Here is a 22,552-nt window from a genome sequence, read left to right as displayed (position 1 = left end):
TCGGGATAGCCCTCGGAGAACGTGCTGAACGCCCGAGACGCGAAACGGCCCGGCTGGTCGAAACCAGCCGGGCCGTAGGAACGTTCGGATCAGAACGCTGCTTCGTCGAGCTCCATGACGTCGTTGTCCAGATCGGACAGGATCTGACGGGTGGAGGTCAGGCGGGGCAGGATGTTCTTGGCGAAGAACGACGCTGCGCCGATCTTGCCCTCGTAGAACGCCTTGTCCTTGTCGCTCGCACCGTTGTCGAGTGCGGCGATGGCGATCTCGGACTGGCGCAGCAGCAACCAGCCGATCATCAGGTCGCCGACGCTCATGAGCAGGCGCACGGATCCGAGGCCGACCTTGTACAGCTCGGTCGGCTGCTCCTGCGCACCCATGAGGTGCTGCGTCAGCGTCGCGACCATGCCCTGGACGTCTTCGAGCGCGGTGTTCAGCAGGGCACGCTCGGACTTGAGGCGACCGTTGCCTGCTTCGCTGTCGATCCACGTCTTGATCTGTCCGGCGACGTGGGCCAGCGCGACGCCGCGGTCACGAGCGATCTTGCGGAAGAAGAAGTCCTGGGCCTGGATGGCCGTGGTGCCCTCGTACAGCGAGTCGATCTTGGCGTCGCGGATGTACTGCTCGATGGGGTAGTCCTGCAGGAAGCCGGAACCGCCGAGTGTCTGCAGGCTCTGCGCGAGCTGCTCGTACGCGACCTCGGAGCCGACACCCTTGACGATGGGGAGCAGCAGGTCGTTGACGCGGAACGCGGTGTCCTTGTCGGCACCCGAAACGTGCAGTGCAGCAACCTCGTCCTGGTGTGCGGCGGTGTAGAGGAACACTGCGCGCAGGCCTTCGGCGTACGCCTTCTGCGTCATCAGCGAGCGGCGCACGTCGGGGTGGTGCGTGATGGCGACGCGAGGGGCGGCCTTGTCGGTCATCTGCGTCAGGTCCGCACCCTGGATGCGCTGCTTGGCGTAGTCGAGAGCGGTGAGGTAGCCGGTGGAGAGCGTCGAGATCGCCTTGGTGCCGACCATCATGCGTGCGTGCTCGATGACGTCGAACATCTGCGCGATGCCGTTGTGGACGTCGCCGACGAGCCAGCCCTTGGCCGGGACGCCGTGTCCGCCGAGGGTGAGCTCACACGTGGCCGAGACCTTGAGGCCCATCTTGTGCTCGACGTTGGTGACGAAGGCGCCGTTGCGCTCGCCCAGTTCGCCGGTCTCGCTGTCGAAGTGGAACTTGGGGACGAAGAAGAGCGAGAGGCCCTTGGTTCCGGGCTTGCCACCCTCGGGACGCGCGAGAACGAGGTGGAAGATGTTCTCGAAGAGATCGTCGGAGTCCGCCGAGGTGATGAAGCGCTTGACGCCCTCGATGTGCCACGTGCCGTCGGCCTGCTCGATGGCCTTGGTGCGGCCGGCGCCCACGTCGGAACCCGCGTCGGGCTCGGTGAGGACCATGGTGGCTCCCCAGTTGCGCTCGGCTGCCAGAGCGGCCCACTTCTTCTGCTGCTCGTTGCCGTTGTCGAAGAGGATCTGCGCGAAGCCGGGGCCCGCGGAGTACATGAAGGCGGCGGGGTTCGAGCCCAGCAGCATCTCGGCCACGGCCCAGAAGACCTGGCGGGGAACGGGCAGTCCGCCGAGCTCCTCGTCCAGTCCGAGGTGGTCCCAGCCGGCATCCTGCAGCGCGCGGTAGGACTTCTTGAAGGATTCGGGGAGCGTGACCGAGTGGGTCTCGGGGTCGAACGTGGGCGGATTGCGGTCGGCGTCGGCGAACGACTCGGCCAGCGGGCCCTCGGCGAGACGACGGACCTCTCCGAGCATGTCCCGGACGGTCTCGACGTCGAGGTCGCCGAACTGGCCGGACGCGAGCGTCTTGTCCAGGGCGAAGAGTTCGAAGAGGTTGAACTCGAGGTCTCGAAGATTGCTCTTGTAATGGCCCATGGTGAATGCTCTCCGTCTCAGTGGTGCGGTCCGCCCTCGGTACCGCCTCGGTGTTCTGCGGCGATACCTACTCGCCAGTAACTTATGGCTATGTTACGCCGCTTCGAGAGCTCTGCCAATAGCGGTCTACTCGTCGGTAACCTGTCCCATCAGAACGGTGTCGATCGCTGTGGAATCACCTACCGGCCGGTGTCGCTCCTCGGCCACGAGAATGCGCACGCCATTGTGCAGGTCGTCGACGAGATCGCTTGGACTGTAGAGGATTTCGATATCCTGAGGTCCGCCGACGCCATTCTTCACATTGTCGGAATGGTGTCCGACGATCACGAGGATTCCCTCATGTTTCAACGCCCGGACGGCAGTCGCCAGGACGTTCTCACGCTCGATACGCGATAAATGCAGGTAGGCGATGACAACGAGATCATAATTCCGCTCAGGTGTGAGTGTGGTCACGTCCGCGTGGACCCACCGGACCCGCGAGCGGATGGACGCCGTCGCCGTGGCGGCGACCTTCACGGCCTTCGACAGCGCGGCCGTGCTGAAGTCGACAGCGTCCACCTCCCACCCGCGGGTGGCCAGCCACAGGGCGTTGCGGCCCTCTCCGCAGGCGAGGTCGAGCGCGCGACCGCGGGGCAGCGACGTGCAGAACTCGACGACCACCTCGTTGGGAGGCGCTCCCCACCTCAGCTCCGCACCGTCGTACTTGCGGTCCCAGTCGGCCGCGTCCACTCAGACCCAGACCTGATCGGGATCCACGGACGACCGTGCGGCGCCGCCCGGCGTCGACGGCCGGGTACGCGAGAACCGCGGTGCGGGCGCGTGCTGCGTCACCGACTCGATGTCGATCAGGTTCTCCCGCTCGGCCATGTGCCGATGCCGGGTCGCCTCGTCGAAGGTGAGGACGGGCGTGACGCACGCGTCCGTGCCGTCGAAGACGGACTCCCACTCGTCGCGCGTCCGCGTCGCGAAGGTGTCGGTGAAGACCGTGCGCAGGGTGGGCCACTGCTCGCGGTCCATCTGATGGGGCAACGAGGCGGGATCGATGCCCAGGCCCTGCAGCATGGCGGCGTAGAACTGCGGTTCGAGAGCTCCGACCGCGACGTACTTGCCGTCGGACGTCTCGTACGTGTCGTAGAACGGGGCGCCGGTGTCCAGCAGATTGGTTCCGCGCTGGTCCGACCACAGTCCGAGACCACGCCAGCCCCAGATCATGTGCGACAGCGCGACGGTGCCGTCCACCATCGCGGCGTCGACGACCTGACCCTTGCCGGACGCGCCACGTTCGACCAGCGCCGCCAGGATGCCCATGACCAGGAACATCGAGCCACCGCCGAAGTCACCGACCATGTTCAGCGGGGGGACGGGACGCTCTCCTTCCCGGCCGATGGCGTGCAGGACGCCGGTCACGGAGATGTAGTTGATGTCGTGCCCGGCCACCTGGGACCACGGCCCGTCCTGACCCCACCCCGTCATCCGTCCGTAGACGAGGCCCGGGTTCCGCTCCGCCACCGCGTCGGGACCGAGGCCCATGCGCTCGGTCACCCCGGGTCGGAAGCCTTCGATCAGCACGTCGGCCCGCGAGATCATCGCCAGCACCCGCTCCAGATCGGCCGGGTCCTTCAGGTTCGCCTCGACGATCCTGCGGTTACGGATCAGCGGGTCGCCGTGCATGCCCTCGGCCGGCAGTGCGCCGGGGCGTTGGACACGGACGACATCCGCCCCGAGATCGGACAGCAGCGTCGCCGTGTGCGGGCCCGGTCCGATCCCGGCGAGCTCCACGACCTTGATTCCGGCGAGCGGTCCACCTGCAGTAGTCATGCCGCGACCCTATCCACCGGAACTCGCCCGACGACAGGACCGGACCGATCGGGTCGGGAGACTCAGAGGAACTCCGACGCGGCGTCGTCCACCCGCGACCGATAGTCACCCCACCAGTCCGCGTCGACGTCCGGAAGGTTGGAGTTGCCGACGGCCATGCCGGCGCTGCCGTCGACGAGTTCCCGCACGATATCCGCGTGACCGGCGTGGCGGTGAGTCTCGGCGATCAGGTGCACCAGGATGTACTCGACGGTCACCGGGTTCTTCGCCGTCCACCACGGGACCGTTCCCTCGGCGGTCGGCCCGAGGGTGCGTACCGTCTCGTCGGCGTGTGCGTTCACCCGGCGGTACAGCCCGACGAGCGAGTCGCGGGACTGGTCGGACGTGGCCCACATGTCGGCGTTGAGTTCGAGGGACGGGTCGGACCAGGCGATCTCCTCGGGGAACGGTCGCCCGAACGTGGCGCCGAGGTACCCGGCTTCGGTCATGGCCAGATGTTTCACGATGCCGAGCAGGTTGGTGCCGGTGGAGGTGAGGGGTCGCCGGATGTCGTACTCCGATGCGCCGTCGAGTTTCCACACCACCGCGTCCCGACCTCGCTGAAGGTAGGTGAGCAAGTCCTCGGTGTCCGTCATGCCCGATAGCATTCCAAGCGTGACGTCCTCCCGCATCGGTACTCCGCTTTCTCCGTCCGCCACCAAGGTGATGCTCCTGGGCTCGGGGGAGCTGGGCAAGGAAGTGATCATCGCCTTCCAGCGCCTGGGCGTCGAGGTCATCGCCGTGGACCGGTACGCGAACGCGCCGGGCCACCAGGTTGCTCATCGGGCCCACACCGTGGACATGAGCGACCCCGAGGCTCTGCTCGCCGTCATCGAGGCGGAGGCGCCGCACTACGTCGTCCCGGAGATCGAAGCCATCGCGACGGAGGCTCTGTCCGTCGTCGAGGATCGCGGCGTCACCACCGTCGTTCCGACGGCCAGGGCTACCCAGTTGACGATGAACCGCGAGGGCATCCGCCGACTCGCGGCCGAGGAGCTGGGCCTTCCCACGTCGCCGTACGCCTTCGCCGACAGTGTCGACGAGGTTCGTGCCGCGCTCGGCCGCACCGGCTTTCCCGCGGTGATCAAGCCGGTGATGTCGTCGTCGGGCAAGGGACAGTCGGTCGTGAAGAGCGCCGACGACGTCCAGCGGGCCTGGGACTACGCGCAGGCCGGGGGCCGGGTGGATCTGGGACGCGTCATCGTGGAGGGATTCGTCGACTTCGACTACGAGATCACTCAGCTCACCGTCCGCGGGGTCGACGAGAACGGTGCCGACGAGACCTTCTTCTGCGAGCCCATCGGCCACCTCCAGAAGTCGGGCGACTACATCGAGTCCTGGCAGCCACAGCCCATGTCGCCGGTCGCGCTCGAGGCCTCGCGGAACGTCGCTCGCACGGTGACCGCGGCGCTCGGTGGCCGCGGCATCTTCGGTGTCGAGCTCTTCGTCAAGGGCGACGACGTCTTCTTCTCCGAGGTCAGCCCCCGTCCGCACGACACGGGACTGGTCACCCTCGGCACCCAGCGGCTCTCCGAGTTCGAACTGCATGCGCGGGCGATCCTCGGCCTCCCGGTGGACACGACGCTGCTCTTCCCGGGGGCATCGGCCGTCATCTACGGCGGACTCGACGAGGTGGGCATCGCCTTCGAGGGTGTCGATCAGGCCATGCGGGTTCCGGAAACCGACCTTCGGCTGTTCGGCAAGCCCGAGAGCTTCGTGTCGCGTCGCATGGGCGTCGCGTTCTCGACCGGTCCGGATGTCGAGACGGCGCGCGCACGGGCTCGTGACGCCGCCGGCCGGGTACGACCGGTCTCGGCCACATGACCGCGGGCGCCGAGGTCCTCGTCGGACTGGTGATCCTGATCGGTCTGATCGGGATCGTCGTCCCGGTGCTCCCCGGCGTGATCCTGATCTTCGCGGCGATCGGCGTCTGGGCCTTCGTCGTCGGCACCGCATCGGCGTGGACGGTGTTCGGCATCGCGACGGCGCTGCTGGTGGCGTCGGGCGTCGTCAGATACCTCTGGCCGGGCAGACGCCTGAAGACGGCCGGTGTGCCGACGCGGTCGATCGTGCTCGGCGGTGTCGTCGGCATCGTCGGATTCTTCGTCGTGCCGGTCGTCGGTCTGTTCCTCGGGTTCCCCCTCGGTGTCTACCTGGCTGAACTTCCTCGTGCCCGCACCTCGGGTTCGGCCTGGCAGTCGACCGTGCACGCGACCAAGGCCGTCGGACTGTCGATCCTGGTCGAGCTGTTCGGTGGTCTGCTCGCCGCCGGGGTGTGGGTCGTCGCCGTCCTCGTGCTGTGAGTTCCGCCGCCGATCAGGGCTCGCGGTACCAGGCGCGAGCATTCTGGAACAGCACTGCCTGAAGGTCTCCCCCCACCGCGTCGGCAACGAGGTCGAGGTCGGACACGTCGAAGCGACGCGCCGCGCGGGTGCTGGGAAGGTCGGTGCCGAACATCAGGGCCTCCGGGTTCACGGCATGGATGCGGCGCATGGCGTCGACGGGGTCGTGCGAGATGCGGCCGAATCCGGTGGCCTTGACGCGTGCACCTCTGTCGACCAGATCCAGCAGGTAGGGCATCGCTTCCTCGGCCATGCCGAGATGGTCGATGCTCACGGCGGGCAGTTTCGACATGATCGGCTCGAGCGAGCGCAGCAGCCCCGCGTCGACGTAGAACTCGGAGTGCCATCCCGCCACCTCGTGGGCCCGTATCGCCTGCTCGGTCAGAGACGAGATGTCGGCGACGCCGCGACGGAGGTTGAACCGGAGCGCCCTGACCCCCGCGGCGTCGAGTGCGGAGATGTCGTCGTCGGTGGCGTCCACGGGCAGCTGGGTGACACCGACCCACCCGTGGCCCAGCTCCTCGAGAGCGGCCAGTAGATAGGACTGATCGGTGCCCTGGAACGACCCGGTGACTACGGCTCCTCCGACCACACCGAGCCCGTCGGTCTCCGCTTCGTAGTCGTCGACGGTGAACGGCTCGGGCTCGTAATCGTCATTGACCACCAACGGAAACCGAGGATCGATGATGTGGACGTGGCTGTCGAACACGTCTGCCAGGATGCCTCATAGAGAGATGAGGCACACGTCACATCCGCATATTCGCGAGGAGTCCGCATGAAGGCCGATCCGACCGTGGTCCTGGAGGGATACACCTACTTCGAGTGCCCGCGGTGGCACGACGGGCGCATCTGGGTGTCGGATTTCTACACCTTCCAGGTGCTCTCCGCCGAGGAGGACGGAAGCGACGTGAGGGTGGAGGCGGAGGTACCCGAGCAGCCGTCGGGGCTGGGGTGGCTACCCGACGGCCGACTGCTCGTGGTGTCGATGCGGGACAAGAAGGTTCTTCGCCGAGAGGCCGACGGCGAACTCGTCGTGCACGCCGATCTGTCGGACTATGCGACCGGCAATGCCAACGACATGCACGTCGACGCCGAGGGGCGCGCCTATGTCGGGCACTTCGGTTTCGACCTCATGAACATGGCGCCGATCGAGACGGCGTCGGTGATCCGGATCGAACCCGACGGGAGCGTGCACGAGGACGCGACGGGTCTGCACTTCCCCAACGGCATGGCGGTGACGGCCTCGGGTGATCTCCTGGTCGACGAGACGCTGGGCAACCGCATCAGTGCGTTCGCCATCGGCGACGGCGGAGTTCTCGGTCCGCGGCGCGACTGGGCCGTGCTGGGACCGATGCCGGAGTCGACGGACATGGCCGAGGGAATCGGGCAGGTCGTGGTGGCGCCCGACGGTTGCGCTCTCGCGCCGGACGGCACGCTGTGGGCGGCCGACGCCCTGGGGCAGCGGATCGTGCAGATCCGTGAGGGCGAGGGCGTGGTCGACGAACTGACCTTCGACACGGGGGTGTTCGCGTGCGGTTTCGGTGGACACGACGGACATACCCTGTTCGTCTGCGCCGCACCGGATTTCAACGAGCACGCACGCAAGGACCAGCGGGAGGGCAGGCTGCTGGCGGTCCGGGTCTGACCCGGACCGCCTGCGAGCCCGTCAGGCCTTGTCGGGGTCCGACTGTCAGGCCTTGTCGGGCTCGCTGGCGCGCAGCATGTCCTCGCGCTCGACGACCTTCACGCGCTCGCGGCCCTGGGGCTCGCCGAGGCTGCGCTCGTGTGCGTCGAGGCGGTACCAGCCGTCCCACGTGGTGAACGGGACCTTCTTGTCCTCGAGGTACGCGACGACGGCGTCCTCGGAGGGCTCGGTCGCACCCGCGAACGAGGGGGCGTCGGCAAGCAGGTTGGCGACGGTCTCGTTGGCGTCGCCCTTGGTGTGGCCGATGAGGCCCACGGGTCCGCGCTTGATCCAGCCGGTGACATAGGTGGCATCCACGGACGAACCGTCGGTGTTCTTGACGCGTCCGGCCTCGTTGGGGATGGTGCCGGCGAGGTCGTCGAAGGGGAGGTCGGCGATGTTCTGCGACAGGTATCCGACGGCGCGGTAGACGGCCTGGACGTCCCAGTCGGTGTACTTGCCGGTGCCCTTGACGTTGCCGGTGCCGTCGAGTTCGGTCCGCTCGGTGCGCAGACCCACGACGGAGCCGCCCTCGCCGAGGATCTCGGTGGGCGACTCGAAGAAGTGCAGGAACAGCTTGTGCGGCCGGTCGCCGGCGTCGCGGATCGCCCAGTCCTGCAGCGTGTTCGCGACCATGTCGACCTGCTTGGACTCGCGGCGGGCCTTCTCCGAACCCTCGTCGTAGTCGATGTCCTCGGGAGCGACGATGACCTCGATGTTGGGCGAGTGGTCGAGCTCGCGGAGCTCGAGCGGCGTGAACTTGGCCTGCGCGGGGCCGCGGCGGCCGAACACGTGGACCTCGACGGCTTTGTTGGCCTTCAGGCCCTCGTAGACGTTGGCGGGGATCTCGGTGGGCAGCAGTTCGTCGCCGGTCTTGGCCAATACGCGGGCCACGTCGAGGGCGACGTTGCCGACGCCGAGGACGGCGACCTTCTCGGCCTCGAGCGGCCAGGTGCGCGGCACGTCGGGGTGTCCGTCGTACCAGGAGACGAAGTCGGCGGCGCCGTAGCTGCCGTCGAGCTCGATGCCCGGGATGTTCAGGGCGCGGTCGGCGTTGGCGCCGGTGGAGAAGATGACGGCGTCGTAGAAGCGGCGCATGGTCTCGAGATCGATGTCGGTGCCGTAGTCGATGTTGCCGAGCAGGCGGACCTGCGGCTTGTCGAGGACCTTGTGCAGCGCGGTGATGATGCCCTTGATACGCGGGTGATCGGGAGCGACGCCGTAGCGGATCAGACCGAAGGGTGCGGGCATGCGCTCGTACAGATCGATGCTCACGCCGGGGCCCGAGACGTTGTGGTCGGACTTCATCAGCGCATCGGCGGCGTAGATGCCGGCCGGTCCTGCGCCCACGATGGCCACTCGGAGAGGGCGGGTCTGGTCTGTCATCAGCGTGGATCTACCTAACATCGTCATCGGCTGGCCGCCCATGGAGCATCGGACGCGGACACCCCAGCATAAGTGACGAGGTCACGGCTTCGGTGCCTCAGGTGGCCGTGACGTGTGCGAAGACGAGGCCGCGAAGTTCTGGGCGAGCCCTGTGATCCGGCACACAACCGGGCATCGACTTCGGCTCCGACGAGCTTGTCCGGAGAGAACGCCGTCCGGCGATTGCATCGTGAAAGGCAGATACACATGAGCGAACTCGGCCCCGATTCCGCACTTCTCCAGCCCCTCGACCTCGGCGATATCCATGCGCGCAACCGCGTCTTCATGGCCCCGCTGACTCGTAGCCGCAGCGGCGACGACGGAGTTCCCGGCGATCTGGTCGTCGAGTACTACCGCCAGCGCGCCGGTGCCGGTCTGATCGTGTCCGAGGGGACGCAGCCCTCCGCGGTCGGCAAGGGCTACACCAACACGCCCGGTCTGCACACCGACGAGCAGCAGGCCGGATGGGCGAAGATCGCGGATGCGGTGCACGGAGAGGGCGGCCGGATCGTCGTCCAGCTGATGCACGCAGGGCGCGTGTCCCACCCGGACAACTCGGGCCTCGAAGCAGTGGCTCCGTCCGCGATCGCGCCCGGCATCGAGATGTTCACCAAGGACGGCTCGAAGGAGATCCCGGCGCCCCGCGCGCTCGAGGAGAACGAGTTGGCCGAGCAGGTCGCGGTCTTCGTCGACGCAGCGACACGAGCGGTCGCCGCCGGTCTCGACGGCGTCGAGATCCACGCCGCGAACGGATACCTGCTGCACCAGTTCCTCGCCGACGGTTCCAACCACCGCACCGATTCCTACGGCGGCAGCCCCGAGAACCGCGCCCGATTCGTCGTCGAGGTCGTCCGCGCGGTGGCCGACGCCATCGGCGCCGGCAAGGTCGGTATCCGGATCTCTCCCGGAGGCGAAGCGAGCGGCATCACCGAGGACGACACCACCGGTGCCTACGAGGCTCTGCTGTCCCAGATCGACGGACTCGGCTTGGCGTACCTGCACGTGCTGATCGACGCCGAGGATCCGTTCCTGGGCAAGCTCCGTTCCGCCTGGAGCGGCGCCTTCGTCCTGAACACCGGGTTCGCACAGGTCAGCACGCGGGACGAGGCCGAGAAGCTCGTCGCCGACGAGATCACCGACGCCGTGGCGATCGGCCGCCCGTTCATCGCGAACCCGGACCTGGTGACGCGGTGGACACACGACACCGAGCTGAACACGCCCGACGAGAGCACCTTCTACGGCGGCGGCGCCGAGGGCTACACCGACTACCCCACACTCGAGGGATAGTCCTGCAGCAGGCTGACACAATCGGGTCATGACCGACCCTGAACCCGAACGTTCCACCACCGCAGCGCCCATCATCGCGGCCGCTGCGGTGGTGGTCGTCGTGGCGGTGATCATCGCCGTGCTCTCCCTCACCGGGTCACCCGACGAGAACGTCAGTGACAACCAGCGCGTGGGCACCGCCGTCGCGGCCTACGTGGAGGCTACGAAGTCCGGTGACACCGCGGCAGTCGCTGCCCTGCAGTGCCCCGGCATCGTGAATGCCCCGCTGGCCGACGCCGGCACCGAGGTGGAGCTGAAGAACATCGAGGAAGTTCGCGTGAAGGACGACACCGCCGAGGCCGACGTGCGCGTCAGCCTCGACGGAACCGAGGAATCCCTCACCTGGAGCGCGACGCGCGTCGGCGACGACTGGCTACTCTGCAGCCCCTAGCTTCTCCGTCGTCTGCGACTTCTCCGTGGCCTGCGCGGCCAGGCCGCCCTGGGTGCGTAGCGGGATCTCCTTGTAGAACAGGTTGATCACGAACGCCAGGGCCAACACGCAGCCGGCGACGACGAAGACCGAGTCCATGGCGTCGGAGAAGCCTATCTGGAACGGTGCGGCCAACGCGTCGGGAAGCTTCTGGATGAACGACGTGTCGTCCAGGATGCCGCCGGCGGCCGACCCGTTACCGGACGCCAGACCCTGCGCGAGTCCCGACACCGCGGGATCCGAGCTGGACGCTGCCTGACCGACGGCCTCGCGGAACTCGGGTGTCTCGGCGACGGACCGCAGTGCCGAGGCGATCGCGTCGGTCACGCGGGAGAACAGCAAGGACAGGAACACCGCGACACCGATGGTGCCGCCGATCTGACGGAAGAACGTGGCCGACGACGTCGACACGCCCATGTCCTTCGGCGGGAGGGCGTTCTGGATCGCGAGCGTCAGCGGCTGCATCAGGTTGCCGAGTCCGAAGCCGAATCCGAACATCGCCAGCATGATCATCCACAGCGGTGTGTCGAACTTGATCAGCGAGAACGCGAACATGCACGCCGTCATCAGAGTGGTGCCGATGATCGGGTACGGGCGGTAGTGCCCGGTCCGGGAGATCATCTGACCGGAGAAGATCGACGCGACCATGATGCCGAGGACCAGGGGCAACATCTGGAATCCGGCGAGGGTGGGCGAGGACCCCTTGACCACCTGGAGGTACTGCGGCAGCAGAGTGATGCCGCCGAACATCGCGGCGCCGGTGATGACGGAGAGCACCAGGCCGATGCTGAAGGTCGAATTGCGGAAGAAGCGCATCGGGATCAGAGCGTCGGTCTTCATGCGGATCTCGATCGCGATGAACGCGGCGATACCGATGACGCCGATGGCGTAACAGATCATGGCGCGACCCGAGCCCCACCCCCAGGTGCGGCCCTGCTCGGCGATGATCAGCAGCGGGACCAGGCCGACGGCCAGTGCCGCTGCGCCCGCCCAGTCCACGACCGCGCTCCCGTGACGCCGGGGCAGGTTCAGCACCTTCGCGACGACGAACAGCGCGACGACACCGATTGGCACGTTGACGAAGAAGACCCAGCGCCAGCCGGTGATGTTCAGGATCTCGCTCTGACCGGACAGGACGCCGCCGATGACCGGACCGAGGACGCTGGACGTGCCGAAGACGGCCAGGAAGTAACCCTGGTACTTCGCGCGCTCCCGCGGAGGAACAATGTCACCGACGATGGTCAGCGCCAGCGAGAACAGGCCGCCGGCGCCGAGGCCTTGGAAGGCTCGGAACGCGGCGAGTTGGTACATGGAGGTGGCGAACCCGCACAGCGCCGACCCGATGACGAAGATCGTGATGGCCGTGAGGAAGAATTGCTTGCGGCCGTAGATGTCCGAGAGCTTCCCGTACAGCGGCGTCGAGATGGTCGCCGTGATCAGGTAGGCCGTCGTGACCCATGCCTGGATGGAGAATCCCTGCAGGTCGTCGGCAATGGTGCGGATGGACGTCGAGACGATGGTCTGGTCCAACGCGGCAAGGAACATGCCGAGCATGAGGCCGGAGATGATCGTCATGATCTGTCGGTGCGTGAACTGGCCGGTGTCGGCGTCCTGCACGTGTTCGTCGGTCATCGGATCATCTTGCCCCCATATGGCCGTACGCTGCGACTATCGGACATATCGGGCTGATCCGACCGTGTGCGAAACTTGACCAGTGAGCTACGCAGGAGACATCACGCCCGAGCAGGCCTGGGAAATTCTCAGCACCGATCCGGAAGCGTCACTGGTCGACGTCCGCACGCACGCGGAGTGGAGTTACGTCGGTGTCCCGGACATCTCGTCCCTGGACAAGCCGACCGCCTTCGTCGAGTGGGTGAGTTACCCCGACGGGGCGAAGAACGAGAACTTCGTCGACGAGGTGCGTGCTGCCGGCGTCGACAAGGGGCCCGTGGTCTTCCTGTGTCGTTCCGGTCAACGCTCCATCGGGGCGGCCGAAGCGGCGACGGCGGCCGGCCTCGGCCCGGCGTACAACGTGCTCGACGGCTTCGAGGGCGCGACCGACGCCGACGGTCACCGCGGCAGCACCGGGTGGCGTGCGGTCGGACTCCCCTGGAGGCAGAAGTGATTCCCACCGGCGGCGGCTTCTCCAAGCCCCTTCCCGACGGCGTCGGCCAGGGCACTCTCGGCGTCCGAGGAGGTCTGAACCGTTCCGGATTCGAGGAGAACGCCGAGGCGCTCTATCTCAGCTCCGGGTTCGTCTACGAGAGCGCCGAGGCGGCCGAGCAGGCGTTCACCGGCGACATCGACCACTTCGTCTACTCCCGCTACGGCAACCCCACCGTGTCGATGTTCGAGGAACGGCTGCGTCTGGTCGACGGTGCGGAAGCTGCCTTCGGTACCTCGAGCGGTATGTCCGCCGTCTTCACCGCGCTCGGTGCGCTGCTGAAGGCCGGGGACCGGCTGGTGGCCGCTCGCAGCCTGTTCGGCTCGTGCTTCGTGGTGTGCAACGAGATCCTGCCGCGCTGGGGCATCGAGACCGTCTTCGTCGACGGCGAAGACCTGGACCAGTGGGAACAGGCGCTGTCCGTGCCCACGACCGCGGTGTTCTTCGAGACGCCGTCCAACCCGATGCAGTCGCTCGTGGACGTGCGACGGGTGACCGAGATGGCGCACGCCGCCGGCGCACAGGTGGTGCTGGACAACGTCTTCGCGACGCCGGTGCTGCAGAAGTCGTTCGAGCTGGGCGCCGACGTGGTGGTGTATTCGGGAACCAAGCACATCGACGGGCAGGGACGCGTGCTCGGTGGCGCGATCCTGGGATCGAAGGAGTACATCGACGGGCCGGTGCAGACACTGATGCGGCACACCGGTCCCGCACTCAGTCCGTTCAATGCGTGGACGCTGCTCAAGGGTCTCGAGACGATGCCGTTGCGCGTACGGCACATGAATGCGTCGGCTCAGGCCGTGGCGGAGTTCCTCGAGACGCAGTCCGGTGTGGGTTGGGTGAAGTACCCGTTCCTCGAGTCGCATCCGCAGCACCAGCTGGCGCTGTCGCAGATGAGCGGCGGCGGAACCGTCGTGACCTTCGAGCTCGAGGGCGGAAAGCGCAGTGCCTTCGACTTCCTGAACAAGCTGCGGGTGATCGACATCTCGAACAACCTCGGCGATGCGAAGTCGATGACGACCCACCCCGCCACCACGACCCACCGGGCCATGGGTCCGGAAGGTCGTGCAGCAGTGGGGATCACGGACGGCGTCGTACGGATCTCCGTCGGACTCGAAGATCTCGAGGACCTGCTGGGCGACATCGGTGGCGCGCTGAGCTGACCCGTCGTCAGAGTCCGAACGCGGAGAGGATCGTGGCGAACTTCGCCGTGGTCTCTCCGAGTTCGGCGTCCGGATCGGAGGCTGCGACGATGCCGCCTCCGGCCGTCGCGACTCCGCTGAGACCGTCGGCAGCGATGTCGAGGCAGCGGATCGCCACCATCCACTCGCCGTCACCGTCGGCGTCGCACCAGCCGACCATGCCGGCGTAGAAGTCGCGGCTGCGGCCCGATTCGATGATGTCGATGGTCTGCAGAGCCAGGTCCGTCGGACTGCCGGCCACGGCGGGCGTCGGGTGCAGAGCGAGGGCCAGATCCAGTGCGGTGGTGGACGAGTCACGCAGTGTCGCCGTGATCGGTGTGGCCAGATGCCACACGGCCGGCGTGCTGGTCAGCGTCGGCCCGTCGGGGACGGACACCTCCGAGCACAGCGGCGCCAAGGCGTCGGCGATGGCGTCGACGACGAAGCGGTGCTCTGCCAGATTCTTGGCGCTGGCGAGGAGATCGGCGCCCGCCTGCCTGTCGTCTTCCGGATCCTGTTGACGCGCAGCGGTTCCGGCGAAGGGTCGGCAGACCACCTCGGTCCCGGTGCGCCGCACCAGCAACTCCGGCGACGAACCCACCAAGTGTCGGCCGAAGTAGGACCCGCCCGCCGCGGTCAGGTCGACGGCGAACCCGTTGTGCATCGGGTTGTCCTCGATGAGCTTGTCCGCCAGCATGACCGGCGACAGGGGCGAGTCGAAGACGAGGGTGATCGACCGGGCCAGGACGACCTTGTGCAGCGCCGAGCCGGGATGCTGGAGCACGGTCAAGGCGCGTCGTACGCGAGCTACATGTTTGTCCGGCGGCGGATTCTGCGACGCGACGACGGCGACCGGAAGTGTGGCCGGCTCCGGCGTCCGCGGCACGTCGTACCGCCGGAACTCCTTCGGCTCCACCAGGGCGCAGCGCGTGCTCGCGTCGAACCCGATGGCGCCCACCAGGACCGAGCCCTCGGCCAGTGCATCCCGCGCGTCGTCGATGTGGTCGAACGACTGGAGGACGCCCCGGGCGTCGACGCTGCGATCGGGTCGCGAGTACAGGAACCTCATCCGAAGGGGTCCGCCGTGTGCCCGATGAGATCGGCGACCGAGTCGATGACGCGCGTCGGCCGGAACGGAAACATCTCCACACTGGCCGGAGTCGAGATGCCGGTGAGCACCAGGATGGTCTGCAGACCGGCCTCGAGTCCGGACACGATGTCGGTGTCCATACGGTCGCCGATCATCAGCGTGTTCTCCGAGTGTGCACCGATGGCTCGCAGCGCCGACCGCATCATCAGCGCATTCGGCTTGCCGACGTAGTACGGCTCGCGTCCGGTGGCGCGGGTGATCAGGGCGGCGACGGATCCGGTGGCGGGCAGCGACCCTTCGCGCGACGGACCGGTCGCGTCGGGATTGGTCGCGATGAAGCGGGCGCCGCGCTCGACCAGTCGGATGGCCGTCGTGATGGCTTCGAACGAGTACGTGCGCGTCTCACCCAGCACCACGTAGTCGGGATCGATGTCGGTGATGATGTAGCCGATGTCATGTAGAGCCGTCGTCAGTCCGGACTCACCGACCACATAGGCGGTGCCGTTCGGACGCTGGTTACCCAGGAATGTCGCCGTGGCCAGCGCCGACGTCCAGATCGACTCCTCGGGGATCTCGAGGCCCGTGCGCCGCAGCCGTGCCTGCAGGTCGCGACGCGTGCGAATCGAGTTGTTCGTGAGGACGATGAACGGCGTGTTCGTGTCCTGGAGCTCTTTCAGGAACCGGTCCGCGCCGGGCACCAGGTGCTCCTCGTGCACCAGGACGCCGTCCATGTCCATCAGGTACGTCCACGGTGGTGTTCCGGTGGTCGAGGGGTCGTCGTCCGAATGTCTGACTTCAGGGCTCACGGCCTCCATTCTGCTCTCTGTCGAATCACGGTGAGTACAACGCGCAGAAGCTCGCGCCCGTCCACCTACAGTGGGCCGAGTGCACTGTGACGAACGACCCCCGGTGACCCCGACCCTGCAGGACACGCACCCGCTGGACGATCCCATCCGATCGTCCCTGCTGGGAGCGCATGTTCGATTCGCCGAGTGGAAGGGCCGGATCGGTCGCTATCACCCGGATGTCGCCGGCTTCTTCGGGCACCCAGCCGACATGGATGCCGACGACTGGTCCGATCTCGCCGACCTGTTGCCTGCCGGTGAGCAGGCCGCACTGCGTGGCGACGCCATCGACCCGCCCGCCGGGTGGAGGGTTCGCGACCGCATCGCCCTGGTGCAGTTCGACGGAACCGCACTCGAGGTGACCCCGGAACCGGAGGCCGTCGTCCTGACCGCGGCGGACGTGCCCGAGATGCTGGACCTCGTCGCGCGCACTCGTCCGGGCCCGTTCCGCACGCGGACGATCGAGATGGGGACCTACCTGGGGGTCCGCGACGACGGGCGCCTCATCGCGATGGCCGGCGAGCGCATGCACCCGGCGGGGTGGACCGAGATCAGCGCCGTGTGTACCGATCCCGCCTACCGCGGTCGCGGGCTGGCGACGCGGCTGATCCGCGCGGTCGGTCACGGCATCCGGGAGCGCGGGGACGTGCCGTTCCTGCACACGAGCGCCGGTAATACGACTGCCATCGCGCTGTACGACGCGCTCGGTTTCGTGCTGCGCCGACAGACCACGCTGACGATCGCCGAGGTCGCGTGATGGTCGACATCCGAATCCTCGAGTCGCGGTCGGACCTGCTGGAGTCGCAGCGCGTGTTCCGGGCCGCCATGGTGGGACTGCCGACCCTGCACGTCACCGAGGACGACATCGAGAGCCTGCGCGAGCCGGGACAGACCTACGGAGCCTTCGACGGCGGACAGCTGATCGGGACGACGGACTCCGCACGCGGAACCCTCACCCTGCCGGGTGGTGCCTGCGTTCCACACCTGGCGGTCACGCACGTCGGGGTGCTCCCGACCCATACGCGCCGCGGTGTCGTCTCCGCGTTGCTGCGTCGGCAACTACGGGACGCGCGCGCAGCCGGGGATGTCGTCGCCTCACTTCGCGCGTCCGAGGCCGTCATCTACGGGCGCTACGGATACGGCGTCGCCACGTCGAGTGTGTCCGCGGACGTCGTCACCGCCCGTGCGTCGGTGCGGGACGGCGCCGCCTCCAGCGGTGTCGTGCGCATCGTCGACAACGACACTGCGCTGGATGTGCAGGCCGACATCGTCACGGCGCATCCGTCGGCGCGGCCGGGGTCCATCACCCGGCTGCCTATCTGGTGGAACGCGTCGCGCCTGCGTGCGCGGTCCGATACCGATCCGGTGTGGATCGGGGTGCACTCCACCGACGGCGTCGACGACGGTTACGTCCGATACCGCCCGCTGGATCCACGCCAGTGGTGGTCCGGGGACGCCCGCCAGGTCGTCGTCGAGGACTGGCACGCTCCGAACGACGCCGTCTTCACCGATCTGGTCCGGTTCCTGCTGCGGCTCGATCTGGTCGACCGCATCACGTTCCCCGAACTGCCCGTGGACACGGTGCTGCCGATGCTGATGGACGACCGCCGGTCGGTGCGCCTGAACCGCACCGAGGACGAGACGTGGCTGCGCATCCTCGACGTGTCGGCAGCGCTGTCCGCCCGCTCGTACGGTCCGGGCCCCAGCGTCACCATCGGGGTGCACGACGCGGACCTGCCGGAGAACGCGGCGACCTACAGCGTGGGGCAGGACGGCGTGCAGGTGGTCGACGCGGCGCCGGAGCTGACGGTGCACGTCCGAGACCTAGCATCGGTGCTGCTCGGCGGCACGTCGTGGGCGGCGCTGGTCACCGCGGGGCTCGCGCAGGGTGAGCCGTCGGCCGCCGACGATCTGTTCCGGACTCCGCAGGCCCCCTTCGCCGGGGTGGGTTTCTAACGCACCGAACACCCGGTTCATTCCGTTCGCATCTGTGCGATTTCAACTCGTGTGCGCGTGCCGTCGCGGTCCTACCGTGATCGTTCCGGGGGACACACGAGGGAGTGCAGGATGAGTACGACGGTGACACTCGGCATCGACATCGGGGTCGGGGTCGGCACGGCCGCCACGGCGTCCGCTGCCGAGAACGCGGGTTTCGGCTACGTCACGTTCGACGACGACGATCTGGCGACGGGTGGTGTCGACGCGATCACGCGGGCGGCTTTCGTCGCCGCGACCACCAGCACGGTGGGCCTCGTCGCCACGGCGAGCACCACCTACGCGGAACCGTTCCACCTGTCGTCGCAGCTCGCGTCGCTGGACTATGCGTCCCGCGGCCGGGCGGGATGGGTGGCGGCCCGGTCGCTGACACCCGACGTCGCGGCAGCTTGGGGTCGCGAGGTCGTCTCGACCGACGTCGGTCTGGCGCGCGAGCAGCGTGATTCGGTGACGGTGGCGCGCGGGCTGTGGGACTCCTGGGAGGACGACGCTGTGATCCGCGACTTTCCGACGGGGCGGTTCCTGAACCAGCAGAAGCTGCACTACGTCGACTTCGTCGGGGAGAAGTACTCGGTGAAGGGCCCCGCGATCGTGCCGCGGCCGCCGCAGGGCCAGGTGGTGGTGTTCGGTCGATTCGGCGAGATCGACACCGATCTGCTCGACGTCGTCCTTGTGGAGAACGAGGCGGACGCGCGCGCGGTGACCGGGGCGCACGTCGTTCTCGACGTCGAGGCCCCCGGTGATCCGGCGGCCGCGGCGGCTCTCGTCGAGCGCATCGCTGCCCTCGACGATGCGATCGGCGGAATCAGGCTGCGGCCCGCGTCGGTCGACGACGATCTCCGCGTTGCCGCGCGGTATCTGCTTCCGCAGCTGTTCGAGCGAGGGCTGGCCCATCGGCCGGTGCCGGCGACGACTCTGCGTTCCACTCTGGGCCTGGCCCGCCCCGTCAACCGATTCGAGGCTGCGCGATGACCGATCTCCTCCGTCCCGACGCCACCGTCCACCTGGGTGTCTTCTTCCAGGGCGTCAACCACACGACGATCTGGTCGGACCCGGCCAGTGGCTCGCAGATCGACTTCGAGACGTTCCGTCGGCTGATCACGACCGCCGAGCGCGGACTGTTCGACGCCTTCTTCCTCGGCGAAGGACTGCGATTGCGCGAGCAGGGCGGCAAGATCCTCGACCTGGACATCGCCGGTCGTCCCGACGCCATCACGCAGCTGGCGGCGCTCGCCGGCATCACCACGAACATCGGACTGGTGGCCACCCAGAACACCACGTACAACGAACCGGTCGACCTCGCGCGTCGACTGTCGGGACTGGACGTGCTGTCCGGTGGTCGCGCCGGCTGGAACGTCGTGACGACGGACAACGCGTGGACGGGCGAGAATTTCCGACGCGGCGGCTACCTCGACCACGCGGACCGGTACGTGCGCGCCGGCGAATTCCTCGACGTCGCCAGGGCGTTGTGGAACGCAGGAGGCACGCCCGAATCCGTGCGCATCCAGTCCTCGCAGTTCGACATCGACTCTGCTGCAACGATTCCCCGCAGTCCGCAGGACCACCCGGTGATCTTCCAGGCGGGAGATTCCAGCACCGGCCGCGACTTCGCCGCCCAACACGCCGACGTGATCTTCTCCGCGCACGGCACCCACTTCGACGACGCACTCGACTTCGCGAACGACATCCGCGCGCGACTGGTGGCCCGTGGACGACCGGACGACGACATCAAGATCCTGCCCGGCACGCAGATCGTCCTCGCGGACCACGAGCGGGACGTGGACGAGAAGGTGCGCTGGGTGAAGGAAGGCCAGTTCACCGGCCCGACGACGCTCTCGATCGCCGGCCAGGTGTGGGGGCGCGATCTGTCCGATCGTGATCCCGACGGACCGCTCCCCACCGAGGACCCGATCGTCAGTGGCGTCGTCGGTGCTCGTGGGTCGGCGTTCAACGGCATCGATGTGCATGCACGCGTGCGGGAGTGGCGGTCGCTCGCCGAGGCGAAGAACCTGTCGCTGCGGCAGGTCGTCATCGAGACGTCGGCGCGTACCGGATTCGCGGGTACACCGAGCCAGGTCGCGGACGAGCTCACCCGATGGGTCCGCGGAGGGGCGAGCGACGGCTTCAACATCACGCCGTACCTCGTGCCGAGCGGGCTCGACGACATCGTCGACAAGCTGGTTCCCGAGCTGCAGGAACGTGGTTCGTACCCGGCCGCGTACGAGGGGTCGACCTTGAGGGAGCACCTCGGACTGCGTCGACCCCGTATCGGCGAGTGAGATTCCACTGGTTCCTCCCCACCGGGGGTGACGACGAGAGGCTCGGTGCGCGCTCGCACGGAGTCTCGATCGGCGGCGCGTCCACGGCTGGATCTGTCGACGGACACCGGGAGGCGACGCTCGAGTACCTGACCGAATTGGCCGTGACCGTCGAGGAACTCGGTTTCGAGGCCGTGCTCACTCCGACGGGCGGGCACTGCGAGGACGCCTGGCTGGTCACCGCGGCGCTGATTCCGGCGACCACTCGTCTGAAGTTCCTGGTGGCGTTCCGGCCCGGCGCTGTGTCGCCGGTGACCTCCGCGCAGATGGTGAGCACGTTCCATCGGTTGTCCGGCGGCCGCGTCCTACTCAACGTCGTCGTGGGCGGCGACGACGCGGAGCAGCGCGCCTACGGCGACACGCTGGCGAAGGACCAGCGCTACGCGCGCGCCGACGAGTTCCTGCGCATCGCGCGTGCGGTCGGTGACGGTGCTTCCGTCACGGCGTCGGGCACGTACTTCACGGTGGATCGCCCGAACGGCGGCGGATTCGCAGGCCAGGCACCCGTCCCGCTTCCCGACGTGTACTTCGGAGGATCCTCCGACGCTGCGCTTCGCGTCGCGGCCAAGCACGCGGACGTGTACCTGACCTGGGGTGAACCGCCTCACGCTGTGGCAGAGAAGTTGACCCGCGTGCGCTCGCTCGCCGCGGAGCACGGGCGAACGGTGCGGGGCGGGCTGCGCATCCACGTCATCACCCGCGACACGGCCGGCGAGGCATGGGACCGCGCCGAGGAGCTGATCGCCGATGTGGACGACGCGACGATCGCAACGCGGCACGCCCAGTTGTCGGCGTTGGGGTCGGAGGGCCAACGCCGCATGTCGGCCCTGCACGGCGGAGATCGCCGCGCCCTGATCGTCGGTCCTAATCTCTGGGCAGGCATCGGTCTGGTCCGCGGCGGCGCAGGAACCGCGCTGGTCGGCAGCAACGACGAGATCGTGGAGCGCCTCGAGGAGTACCGCGACGCCGGGGTCGACGAATTCATCTTGTCCGGCTATCCGCATATCGAGGAAGCGCGGCATGTCGGCGCCGTCCTGAGCAGAATCAGATCTCACGAGCAGAAGGAGTTCGCGTCATGACACTCTCACTCACGTCGTTCGAGCAGGACTGGCATGCCTGGCATGTGGATCGGGAGGCCTACTTCCGAGATCCGTTGGGATGGGTTGCGCTGACAGGCCTGTTCTGGCTCACTGATACCGACGCCGCCGTCGACGACCTGCCCGGCCTGTGGCGTGCCGACGACGATGCGGTGTACGTCGGTGCCGATATCTCCGAGGGCCTGTCGGTCGACGGCGTCCCGGTCGACGGGACTACGGTGCTGCATCCCGTCGAGGGTTCACCGGGGCTCCTCGTCGCGGCCGGTGATCGCCGCATCGAGGTCATCCGCCGCACGGGATCCGTCGCGTTGCGGGTGCACGATCCGAAGGCGCCGACCCTGGCTGCCTTCGGCGGCATACCCACGTTCGAGCCGGACGAGAGATGGCTCGTGACAGGGACGTTCACCCCGTTCGACGATGTACGCACCATCACCACCGGTGCCGTGGTCGAAGGGCTGGAACATCATCACGCGGGTCTCGGTGTCATCGATTTCGAGTTGGCCGGAGCGCCGCGACAGCTCGTCGCGTTCCGCGGTAAGGCGAGCGGCTTCCACATCCTGTTCACCGACGAGACCAGCGGCGTCACCACGTATCGGGCGTGCCGATCACTCGCCGTGGCCGATCCGGACAGCGACGGCCGTGTGACCCTCGACTTCAACCGCGCCTCGAACCTGCCGTGCGCTCTCACGGACTACGCGACGTGCCCGGTGGCGCCGCCCGAGAACCGGTTGTCCGTCGCGGTCGAGGCCGGCGAGAAGCTGCCGATCCGGTGACGGCCGGGTACATCTAGCACGACTGGTGGTGGTTGTGCTCCTCTCGACGGAAACCCGCGCGGGATCCCGCCGATACTTCGTGCGAAGGGAGCAGAATCAC

22 protein-coding genes are annotated in these 22,552 nt (G+C 67.7%); 13 read left to right on the top strand and 9 right to left on the bottom strand.

The genetic code is table 11. From position 1 onward, the window contains the following. Positions 1 to 89: 89 nt before the first annotated feature. From RU01_RS18995 to RU01_RS18980, 4 genes are all read right to left on the bottom strand, one after another. Entirely contained in the window at positions 90 to 1,925 is a 1,836-nt protein-coding gene (locus RU01_RS18995; RefSeq protein WP_042576146.1) for an acyl-CoA dehydrogenase, read from the bottom strand. A gap of 126 nt (positions 1,926 to 2,051) precedes the next feature. Then, entirely contained in the window at positions 2,052 to 2,654 is a 603-nt protein-coding gene (locus RU01_RS18990) for a class I SAM-dependent methyltransferase (protein ID WP_042576145.1), read from the bottom strand. Then, positions 2,655 to 3,743, bottom strand: a complete 1,089-nt coding sequence (locus tag RU01_RS18985) for a CaiB/BaiF CoA transferase family protein (protein WP_042576144.1) — start codon at positions 3,741 to 3,743, stop codon at positions 2,655 to 2,657. It lies immediately after the preceding gene. Between the two features lie 62 nt (positions 3,744 to 3,805). Next, positions 3,806 to 4,378, bottom strand: a complete 573-nt coding sequence (locus RU01_RS18980; RefSeq protein WP_042576143.1) for a DinB family protein — start codon at positions 4,376 to 4,378, stop codon at positions 3,806 to 3,808. Between RU01_RS18980 and purT the strand changes: the two genes are divergently transcribed. Both purT and RU01_RS18970 read left to right on the top strand, forming a co-directional pair. Then, a complete protein-coding gene (purT, locus tag RU01_RS18975) occupies positions 4,377 to 5,606 on the top strand; it encodes a formate-dependent phosphoribosylglycinamide formyltransferase (RefSeq protein WP_042576343.1) in 1,230 nt (409 codons plus the stop codon). The two genes, RU01_RS18980 and purT, sit on opposite strands and share 2 nt — an antisense overlap. Beyond that, entirely contained in the window at positions 5,603 to 6,085 is a 483-nt protein-coding gene (locus tag RU01_RS18970; RefSeq protein WP_042576142.1) for a DUF456 domain-containing protein, read from the top strand. The genes purT and RU01_RS18970 overlap by 4 nt, the downstream gene beginning before the upstream one ends. 13 nt (positions 6,086 to 6,098) lie before the next feature. On the opposite strand, the gene RU01_RS18965 is transcribed toward RU01_RS18970, so the two are convergent. Further along, positions 6,099 to 6,833: an amidohydrolase family protein gene (locus RU01_RS18965; RefSeq protein WP_042576141.1), complete on the bottom strand. Its 735-nt coding sequence runs from the start codon at positions 6,831 to 6,833 to the stop codon at positions 6,099 to 6,101. A gap of 66 nt (positions 6,834 to 6,899) precedes the next feature. On the opposite strand from RU01_RS18965, the gene RU01_RS18960 reads away from it, so the two are divergent. After that, on the top strand, positions 6,900 to 7,769 hold the full coding sequence (locus RU01_RS18960; protein ID WP_042576140.1) for an SMP-30/gluconolactonase/LRE family protein: 870 nt from the start codon (positions 6,900 to 6,902) through the stop codon (positions 7,767 to 7,769). A 45-nt stretch (positions 7,770 to 7,814) separates the two neighbouring features. Here the strand turns inward: RU01_RS18960 and RU01_RS18955 are convergent, their stop codons facing one another. Continuing rightward, entirely contained in the window at positions 7,815 to 9,194 is a 1,380-nt protein-coding gene (locus tag RU01_RS18955; RefSeq protein WP_042576139.1) for an FAD-dependent oxidoreductase, read from the bottom strand. 246 nt (positions 9,195 to 9,440) lie between these two features. On the opposite strand from RU01_RS18955, the gene RU01_RS18950 reads away from it, so the two are divergent. Then, positions 9,441 to 10,520 carry an alkene reductase gene (locus tag RU01_RS18950; RefSeq protein ID WP_042576138.1) on the top strand — a complete coding sequence of 360 codons (1,080 nt, stop codon included), beginning with the start codon at positions 9,441 to 9,443 and terminating at the stop codon, positions 10,518 to 10,520. Between the two features lie 28 nt (positions 10,521 to 10,548). After that, complete coding sequence (locus tag RU01_RS18945; protein WP_042576137.1) at positions 10,549 to 10,950, top strand: Rv0361 family membrane protein; 402 nt, start codon at positions 10,549 to 10,551, stop codon at positions 10,948 to 10,950. Here the strand turns inward: RU01_RS18945 and RU01_RS18940 are convergent. Further along, complete coding sequence (locus RU01_RS18940; RefSeq protein WP_042576136.1) at positions 10,933 to 12,621, bottom strand: MDR family MFS transporter; 1,689 nt, start codon at positions 12,619 to 12,621, stop codon at positions 10,933 to 10,935. The genes RU01_RS18945 and RU01_RS18940 overlap by 18 nt on opposite strands. 82 nt (positions 12,622 to 12,703) lie before the next feature. Between RU01_RS18940 and RU01_RS18935 the strand changes: the two genes are divergently transcribed. Next, entirely contained in the window at positions 12,704 to 13,114 is a 411-nt protein-coding gene (locus tag RU01_RS18935; protein WP_042576135.1) for a rhodanese-like domain-containing protein, read from the top strand. After that, entirely contained in the window at positions 13,114 to 14,316 is a 1,203-nt protein-coding gene (locus RU01_RS18930; RefSeq protein WP_042576342.1) for an O-succinylhomoserine sulfhydrylase, read from the top strand. The genes RU01_RS18935 and RU01_RS18930 overlap by 1 nt, the downstream gene beginning before the upstream one ends. A gap of 7 nt (positions 14,317 to 14,323) precedes the next feature. Here RU01_RS18930 and RU01_RS18925 read toward each other — a convergent pair whose 3' ends face one another. Together RU01_RS18925 and RU01_RS18920 are read right to left on the bottom strand one after the other, a co-directional pair. After that, positions 14,324 to 15,403, bottom strand: a complete 1,080-nt coding sequence (locus tag RU01_RS18925; protein WP_042576134.1) for an isochorismate synthase — start codon at positions 15,401 to 15,403, stop codon at positions 14,324 to 14,326. Further along, positions 15,400 to 16,161: an HAD-IIA family hydrolase gene (locus RU01_RS18920; RefSeq protein ID WP_042576341.1), complete on the bottom strand. Its 762-nt coding sequence runs from the start codon at positions 16,159 to 16,161 to the stop codon at positions 15,400 to 15,402. The genes RU01_RS18925 and RU01_RS18920 overlap by 4 nt, the downstream gene beginning before the upstream one ends. A 172-nt stretch (positions 16,162 to 16,333) precedes the next feature. Between RU01_RS18920 and RU01_RS18915 the strand changes: the two genes are divergently transcribed. The 6 genes from RU01_RS18915 to RU01_RS18890 all read left to right on the top strand — a co-directional run bounded on the left by RU01_RS18915 (position 16,334) and on the right by RU01_RS18890 (position 22,452). Then, the gene (locus RU01_RS18915) at positions 16,334 to 17,026 is read left to right on the top strand and encodes a GNAT family N-acetyltransferase (protein ID WP_042576133.1); all 693 of its coding nucleotides are present in this window, start codon (positions 16,334 to 16,336) and stop codon (positions 17,024 to 17,026) included. Further along, a complete protein-coding gene (locus RU01_RS18910) occupies positions 17,026 to 18,225 on the top strand; it encodes a GNAT family N-acetyltransferase (protein WP_042576132.1) in 1,200 nt (399 codons plus the stop codon). Before RU01_RS18915 ends, RU01_RS18910 begins: the two co-directional genes overlap by 1 nt. Positions 18,226 to 18,336: 111 nt before the next feature. Then, positions 18,337 to 19,236, top strand: a complete 900-nt coding sequence (locus RU01_RS18905) for an LLM class flavin-dependent oxidoreductase (protein WP_042576131.1) — start codon at positions 18,337 to 18,339, stop codon at positions 19,234 to 19,236. Continuing rightward, positions 19,233 to 20,543 carry an NtaA/DmoA family FMN-dependent monooxygenase gene (locus RU01_RS18900; RefSeq protein ID WP_042576130.1) on the top strand — a complete coding sequence of 437 codons (1,311 nt, stop codon included), beginning with the start codon at positions 19,233 to 19,235 and terminating at the stop codon, positions 20,541 to 20,543. The genes RU01_RS18905 and RU01_RS18900 overlap by 4 nt, the downstream gene beginning before the upstream one ends. Continuing rightward, the gene (locus tag RU01_RS18895) at positions 20,540 to 21,661 is read left to right on the top strand and encodes an LLM class flavin-dependent oxidoreductase (RefSeq protein WP_042576129.1); all 1,122 of its coding nucleotides are present in this window, start codon (positions 20,540 to 20,542) and stop codon (positions 21,659 to 21,661) included. Before RU01_RS18900 ends, RU01_RS18895 begins: the two co-directional genes overlap by 4 nt. Then, complete coding sequence (locus RU01_RS18890; protein WP_042576128.1) at positions 21,658 to 22,452, top strand: DUF1684 domain-containing protein; 795 nt, start codon at positions 21,658 to 21,660, stop codon at positions 22,450 to 22,452. Before RU01_RS18895 ends, RU01_RS18890 begins: the two co-directional genes overlap by 4 nt. Positions 22,453 to 22,552: the final 100 nt, after the last annotated feature.

This window comes from Rhodococcus sp. MEB064, from assembly GCF_000834565.1.
Classification (GTDB): domain Bacteria; phylum Actinomycetota; class Actinomycetes; order Mycobacteriales; family Mycobacteriaceae; genus Rhodococcoides.
This window is presented reverse-complemented; position numbering and strand designations above follow the sequence as displayed.

Excerpts from the sequence above, each read along its gene's own strand:
- RU01_RS18995 (WP_042576146.1), bottom strand. The coding sequence starts at position 1,925 with ATGGGCCATTACAAGAGCAATCTTCGAGACCTCGAGTTCAACCTCTTC.
- RU01_RS18985 (WP_042576144.1), bottom strand. The coding sequence starts at position 3,743 with ATGACTACTGCAGGTGGACCGCTCGCCGGAATCAAGGTCGTGGAGCTC.
- purT (WP_042576343.1), top strand. The coding sequence starts at position 4,377 with ATGCCCGATAGCATTCCAAGCGTGACGTCCTCCCGCATCGGTACTCCG.
- RU01_RS18980 (WP_042576143.1), bottom strand. The coding sequence starts at position 4,378 with ATGACGGACACCGAGGACTTGCTCACCTACCTTCAGCGAGGTCGGGAC.
- RU01_RS18970 (WP_042576142.1), top strand. The coding sequence starts at position 5,603 with ATGACCGCGGGCGCCGAGGTCCTCGTCGGACTGGTGATCCTGATCGGT.
- RU01_RS18960 (WP_042576140.1), top strand. The coding sequence starts at position 6,900 with ATGAAGGCCGATCCGACCGTGGTCCTGGAGGGATACACCTACTTCGAG.
- RU01_RS18955 (WP_042576139.1), bottom strand. The coding sequence starts at position 9,194 with ATGACAGACCAGACCCGCCCTCTCCGAGTGGCCATCGTGGGCGCAGGA.
- RU01_RS18950 (WP_042576138.1), top strand. The coding sequence starts at position 9,441 with ATGAGCGAACTCGGCCCCGATTCCGCACTTCTCCAGCCCCTCGACCTC.
- RU01_RS18945 (WP_042576137.1), top strand. The coding sequence starts at position 10,549 with ATGACCGACCCTGAACCCGAACGTTCCACCACCGCAGCGCCCATCATC.
- RU01_RS18940 (WP_042576136.1), bottom strand. The coding sequence starts at position 12,621 with ATGACCGACGAACACGTGCAGGACGCCGACACCGGCCAGTTCACGCAC.
- RU01_RS18925 (WP_042576134.1), bottom strand. The coding sequence starts at position 15,403 with ATGAGGTTCCTGTACTCGCGACCCGATCGCAGCGTCGACGCCCGGGGC.
- RU01_RS18920 (WP_042576341.1), bottom strand. The coding sequence starts at position 16,161 with ATGGACATGGACGGCGTCCTGGTGCACGAGGAGCACCTGGTGCCCGGC.
- RU01_RS18910 (WP_042576132.1), top strand. The coding sequence starts at position 17,026 with ATGGTCGACATCCGAATCCTCGAGTCGCGGTCGGACCTGCTGGAGTCG.
- RU01_RS18905 (WP_042576131.1), top strand. The coding sequence starts at position 18,337 with ATGAGTACGACGGTGACACTCGGCATCGACATCGGGGTCGGGGTCGGC.
- RU01_RS18900 (WP_042576130.1), top strand. The coding sequence starts at position 19,233 with ATGACCGATCTCCTCCGTCCCGACGCCACCGTCCACCTGGGTGTCTTC.
- RU01_RS18890 (WP_042576128.1), top strand. The coding sequence starts at position 21,658 with ATGACACTCTCACTCACGTCGTTCGAGCAGGACTGGCATGCCTGGCAT.